7 protein-coding genes are annotated in these 5,777 nt (G+C 59.8%); 6 read left to right on the top strand and 1 reads right to left on the bottom strand.

Features of this window, described 5'->3' with window-relative positions; genetic code table 11:
* The first annotated feature begins 510 nt into the window (after positions 1-510).
* The 5 genes from NKH90_RS33975 to NKH90_RS34000 all read left to right on the top strand — a co-directional run bounded on the left by NKH90_RS33975 (position 511) and on the right by NKH90_RS34000 (position 3,694).
* Positions 511-1,725 carry a pilus assembly protein TadG-related protein gene (locus NKH90_RS33975; protein ID WP_352823644.1) on the top strand — a complete coding sequence of 405 codons (1,215 nt, stop codon included), beginning with the start codon at positions 511-513 and terminating at the stop codon, positions 1,723-1,725.
* 26 nt (positions 1,726-1,751) lie between these two features.
* Complete coding sequence (locus tag NKH90_RS33980) at positions 1,752-2,171, top strand: TadE/TadG family type IV pilus assembly protein (protein WP_352474371.1); 420 nt, start codon at positions 1,752-1,754, stop codon at positions 2,169-2,171.
* Entirely contained in the window at positions 2,161-2,565 is a 405-nt protein-coding gene (locus NKH90_RS34985; protein WP_502898902.1) for a TadE/TadG family type IV pilus assembly protein, read from the top strand. Before NKH90_RS33980 ends, NKH90_RS34985 begins: the two co-directional genes overlap by 11 nt.
* A gap of 636 nt (positions 2,566-3,201) precedes the next feature.
* Entirely contained in the window at positions 3,202-3,489 is a 288-nt protein-coding gene (locus NKH90_RS33995; protein WP_352775488.1) for a PilZ domain-containing protein, read from the top strand.
* Positions 3,482-3,694: a hypothetical protein gene (locus NKH90_RS34000; RefSeq protein WP_352775490.1), complete on the top strand. Its 213-nt coding sequence runs from the start codon at positions 3,482-3,484 to the stop codon at positions 3,692-3,694. Before NKH90_RS33995 ends, NKH90_RS34000 begins: the two co-directional genes overlap by 8 nt.
* A gap of 97 nt (positions 3,695-3,791) precedes the next feature.
* On the opposite strand, the gene NKH90_RS34005 is transcribed toward NKH90_RS34000, so the two are convergent.
* Entirely contained in the window at positions 3,792-3,959 is a 168-nt protein-coding gene (locus NKH90_RS34005; RefSeq protein ID WP_352502857.1) for a hypothetical protein, read from the bottom strand.
* A 384-nt stretch (positions 3,960-4,343) separates the two neighbouring features.
* Between NKH90_RS34005 and ligD the strand changes: the two genes are divergently transcribed.
* A partial coding sequence (gene ligD / locus NKH90_RS34010) for a non-homologous end-joining DNA ligase (protein ID WP_352823646.1) occupies positions 4,344-5,777 on the top strand: 1,434 nt, incomplete at its 3' end.

Raw genomic sequence — 5,777 nt, forward strand, 5'->3', positions numbered from 1 at the left:
TCGGGAGGGTCGGTTCTGGTGCTCAGTCCTTGGAATTGCTCGGCGTCTGAAACACGTCGCTCCGGCCATGTCACTGTCAACGCCCACATGCCCAAGGCGTATCGACGGTACGTGCGCCGACGCATGCGCATCCCAACATCCGCGGCAGTAACTATGACCAGTGAAGGAAAGGAAGAAAGAATGCTGAAAACCCAACACTTGATCAGATGCATGCCCTCGGGTTCGCCGGCATGGCGGCCGCCTGCGGGAGCTTGCCGAGCAGGACAGTGCTGGCGACCTAAGTCGCGACGAGTGGCTCGGCCTGATGCTCGATCGCAGCTCCAACTGATCCGCACGATTAGAAATGCAAATCTGCATTACCATCAATAGCAGAGGCCCGCGTTGTCGAGCAGTTGCCCCGGAGCTCGTGCCGGCCGCCCAAGGAGCGTACCGGTAAAATGGAGTGAAATCCTTAGCCGTTCCTTCATTCATCCCGGCTTTAATACTTCCATGGAATGGGGTGGCCGTATCTTGAGGCGGTTTGTTAGCCGTCAGCGACAAACAGGCGAGAGCGGCAACATTGCTACTATTTTTGCCCTGTCGTTGCCGATTGTCGTCGGCGCAGCGGGTCTCGGTATCGAGACCTCCTACTGGTATTTTAGCAGCCTGAAATTACAGGCGATGGCGGATGCGGCGGCCTATGCTGGCGCTTTGGAAAAGGTTTCGGGATCTGACAAGCCAACGATTGTCTCCGCCGCGACACTGTCAGCGACGACGAACGGCTGGGACCCGTCAGCAGGCACAATCGAAATCTTCACGCCCCCGTCCTCTGGCCCGAATGTCGCCCAAAAGGCCGTCGAGGTCATCGTCCATCAGAACCTCGATCGGTTTTTTACATCGATATTCACGCAAAACCCGGTCGGCGCACGGGCAAGAGCGGTGGCTCTTATCACGGCTGCTTCAAAGGCCTGCCTTACGGCGCTCGATCCTTCCGCTTCGAAAGCGGCGCTGTTTTCCGGCAGTTCCAACCTCAAACTGACCGGCTGCGTCGTAATGTCGAATTCGATAGCCGCGGACGCCATCAAGCTTCAGGGATCGGCAAGCCTTCAGGTCGATTGCCTAATATCGGCAGGCGGTGTTTCGTTGAGCAACCCCGTGACGACCGTCTGCGCCAGCCCGATCACCCAGGCGTTGCCCGCTGCCGATCCTTTTGCCGACTTGCCGGCGCCACCGGCCACGAACCCCTGTCAAAACAGCAACCAGTCGACGTTGCAACCTGGAACATACTGCAGGGGGCTCAGCTTGAGCGGCAATGTGACGCTCTCGGCCGGGGTATACGTCATTCAGGGAGGAGATTTCAAAGCGAACTCGAATGCAAATATTTCAGGCGAGGGAGTCATCATCTATCTGGCCGGCAGCGCGGGCGTCAGCATGAACGGCACGGCCACTGTCAAGCTCAGCGCACCGACGTTAGGCACCTATTCGGGGGTGCTGTTTTACGGCGACAAAGCTAACCGGACGGGATCGAACACGTTTAATGGCACGGCAGATTCGCTTTTGACCGGCGCTTTGTATTTTCCAACACAGGATGTCAATTACCTCGGCAATTTCTCGGGCAAAGGTGGTTGCACTCAGGTCGTCGCCAGTTCCGTGCAGTGGTCCGGCAATGCGAACGTCAATCAGGATTGCACGAGCCTTGGAATGCGAGACATTCCGGCCACGCAATCGATAAAGCTTGTCGAGTAATCTTCGTGGCACGATTACCAGCCCGAATGTTCGGGAGCGATTCGGGTATTGCCTCGGTGGAGTTTGCGCTGGTTGTGCCGATCCTTTGCCTGGTACTTCTTGCCATCATTGACGGCTGGTCTTTTGTATCAAGCGCGTTGTCGATGCGTGCGGGCGTGAAAACGGCGGCCAATCTCGTGATGCAAGGGGCAGCCGACGACGCGGCTACCCAGACCGTCGCCCTTTCGAGCTGGGAAAATCATCCCGATGACGCGCAGGTGACGCTGAGCCGGAAACATATGTGCGGGATCACCGTGGTCGATCCATCTGTGCTGTGCGACAGTTTGAAAGCTTCCGCGGTTTTCGTTGAAATACAGGCGACGGCCACCTGGTCGCCGCCCTTCAGTTTCGGCGAGTTTTCCCTCTCGCGCGAGCTCAGCCACAAACAGGTGATACGTGTTCGCTAAAGGGAGAGCCTTCATACGTGGGGCCTCAGGCGGAGCCGCACTGGAGTTCGCGCTGATCGCGCCTATTCTGATAATGCTTTTGATCGGCATCTTCGCATTCGGCTGGGCTCTGAATGCCATGTCAAGTGTTCGCTATACTCTGGAAACGTCCTCACGAGCGCTGCAAATGAAGAATTCGCTGACCGAAGCCGAGATAAAAGCGATCGCCACGGCAAAATTGCTGAGTTTGGGATTAACCGACGTCGACGTAACAATAGCAATCGACGCCCCCAGCGGCGGCTTTCGAATGGCCCATCTGACCGCCAAATATGCGTTCGCGATCGAGTTTCCGTACTTCGACCGATACTCGATAAATTATTCGACAACTGTCACAGTTCCGTTGGTTGCGTCATGAGCGCACCCAATAGGCTCCTTACGCAACATGCGCAGTGATCGGCTTGTTCTTCTTTGCTTGCGTTCAGGTCTGCTTCACCGCCACCAGCCAGAACGTAGGCTGCGGCGCGGGCCTTCATCCTGGCTATAGATCGGGGACGGCATGTATGATCACGGCCTTTGCCCCGGCAATGCGCGGCTTGCCGTCCCTCACCTCGGCCGCTATTCCCTGCCTAACGCCATCGCCCGCGTGCTGCACAGCGCGGACCGACGGCAGAGACTCCCTGACGGAGATAATCCCGGCCGCCGGCTCCGCGCTCGCTCACGATCTCGCCAGTGCGGAAAGTCCATGCACAGCGGGCGCTATCGCTTGACGGCGGTCGGCACCGGCCTGGCGACGAAGAACTTGGCGCAACGTCTGAAGGCGGACGTTGGCACCCCCTTCCGGGCGGACCCATCGGCTATCCGGAAGGGCAGCTCAAGAATCCTTACAGGGCGCTGTATCCAGGCCGAGGCAAGGGGCCGAGGCATATGGAAACCCTTTTTGACCCGACTGGACAGCGATCGCAGCTCGAGCGGGTAACAACGCTCCGCGATTCAATCCGGCTCGCGCGTGGGCGGTTCTGATATACAAGTGGGGTGCCTAACGGAGGTCACAATGGTTGAAGAAGGCGACAACCGCCGCGAACGGAGACAGCGCGTCCTGAAGGGTGCCGCGATCATTAACGGCATCAACAACTCCGAAATCACCTGCACCATTCGACACCAGAACGTCGGCGGAGCCGAACTCAAGGTGCCGGTCGAAGCCCTGGTGCCGGAGCATTTCCTTCTCTACGTGCCGACCGATGGCGTTGCCTATCGGTCTGTGTTGCGCTGGCGCAGGAACGACCGTGTCGGTGTGCAGTTCACCGAAACAGTGCCCAAACCGCGCCTTCACTATGGCTGAAGTTCTCGTTGCACCAGCCGAGCACTACCGGCAGCAACAGTTGGCACTGACCTTCAACACAGCAAAGGAAGCCGCCGTACTGCCATCGGCAAAGGCTCAACTCACACAAGCCGTCGATTGTCTCGTCGACCTTCAGGTTCTGACCGCTCAGCGCGGCATCGCGCCAAAATGTCGCCGCATCACGTTCATCGGGAACGGACAATGATTGGAACCGAACTCGCCAGCGCGGGCTCGCGGCGGTAGACGACCGAGAGGCTCTGCCGCCCCAGAATTTCCCGGTCAACCGCCGCAACCCCGGGTCGCTATCCTATGATGCGGGCCAGCACCGCGAGGCCGGGCCCCGCCACGGCCGCCGCGGCCATGTCGGCCATCACGCGATTGACCAGCACAATGCTGGCGCCTGCCCCGTACTCGGCAATCCATTTCGCGCCGGGCGTGCCGGAAAGCCTTGCATCGAAGTAGATCGACAATTAGGTCGACGTCGTCAGTTGCCCTGACATCCTCGAGCGTGACGGCATCGGTGATGAAAAGAGCGGTCGTCCATCCGCCGACGAGTACAAGGGCGCTCGCGCAGGTCGTCGCGTCCGCCAACGGCCGATCAGTTGGCAGGCCGCGGGCGCGGTCCCGGGCCGGGCTCGTAAACACCAACAAGACCTTCGACGTTGTTGCATTGATAGGCAATGCCAGCGCAAGCGACATTCGTAGATAAGAGATGGCTTAACTAAGAGTTCCCTCAACCACGCCCGGTTCGAGCAAGGATCGGGTAAACCGGCTCGGGACCCTACTCCTCGGCCAGCTCTCTTCCGGAACCTATTCAGCGGCACCAAAGTTGGGGTGGAGGTCAGGAGTGTGCGATGAGTTCCAAAACTGGGGATGGTCGGCTCTCTTTCATTGAGTTTCAGTCGCCCACGCTGGTCGAGAACGCGCCTGAGGACAGCGAATGGCTTCATGAGATCAAGTACGATGGCTACCGCACCGAACTGATCATTGAGGGCGGCAAAGCGCGAGCCTTCACGCGCCGTGGCTACGACTGGTCGCACCGATACCGACGAATTGTTCAAGCGGCGGCGGGCTTGCCGGTGAAGGCGGCGATCATCGACGGGGAGGCTGTCGTTCTCGGCGACACTGGCCTGCCGGACTACCAAGCGTTGGAACGGGAGTTGGGCAACCCAGACTCGCCGAGGCTCATCTTCTACGCATTCGACCTGCTGCACCTCAACGGGCGCGATCTGCGGCAGCAGCCGCTGGTAAGGCGTAAGGCAGCCCTAGAGAAGCTGCTGAAGAACTCAGCCCCGACATTGACCTACGCCGAACATCTGGAGTTGGGCGGCACGGACGTGTTTGAACATGCCTGCCGTATGGGGTTGGAGGGCATCGTCTCCAAGCGCACCGATGCCACCTACCGCTCAGGGATCCAGACCAGTTGGCTCAAGGTGAAGTGCATCAAGAGCGACACTTTCCCCATCGTGGCATTTGTCGAGAAGCTGGGCGCTCACCCGCGCCGCATCGCATCCCTCTACATCGGTCGCCGCGAGGGCGACCGACTGCTCTATGCCGGGAAGGCCCGCAGCGGCTACACCTTGAGCGTTGCTCAACTGGTTCGAGAGCGGCTCGACCCGCTGATCATCAGCAAGTCGCCTCTGTCAGAGCCCATCGTGAAGCCGAAGGCGACGTGGGTCAGACCAGAGGTGCTGGCCGAGGTACAGTTCAGCGGCGTCACTGATCGCGGCGTATTGCGCGAGGCAGTATTCAAGGGTCTGCGAGAAGACCTCGTGGCGATCCCGGCCAAGCCTCCGGCGCCATCAAAGCGACGTGGACCAGCCCAGGAACATGGCGTTCCCAGCGAGAACATCCTGCAACTGCTGCCCGACGCGGTCTCGCCCTCCAAGGAAGAGCTTGCGCGCTACTGGCAGAGGGTTGCCGATTACGCACTCGTCCATCTCGGCCACCGACCGCTGAAGCTGGTCCGCCATGCTCTCGGGGCAACCTTCTACCACAAGGGCGCGCTGCCGAAGATCCCCGCAGCAGTGCATCAGTTGCGCGTTCAAAAGCGCGAGGGTGGCGAAGGTGTGCGCGTGTGGGTGGACGACCTTGCCGGCTTGCTGGGGCTGGTCGAGATGGACGCGGTAGAGCTGCATCCCTGGAACGCTACTGTTGACGACATCGAACATGCCGACCGGGTTGTTCTGGACCTTGATCCGGGCGAGGGGGTCGAGTGGGATGAAGTGATCGAGACCGCGCTAACGCTCCGCGACATCATGGAAGCGGAAGGTCTGCAGAGCTGGCCG

This window comes from Mesorhizobium sp. M0898 (genome assembly GCF_040319695.1).
Taxonomy (GTDB): domain Bacteria; phylum Pseudomonadota; class Alphaproteobacteria; order Rhizobiales; family Rhizobiaceae; genus Mesorhizobium.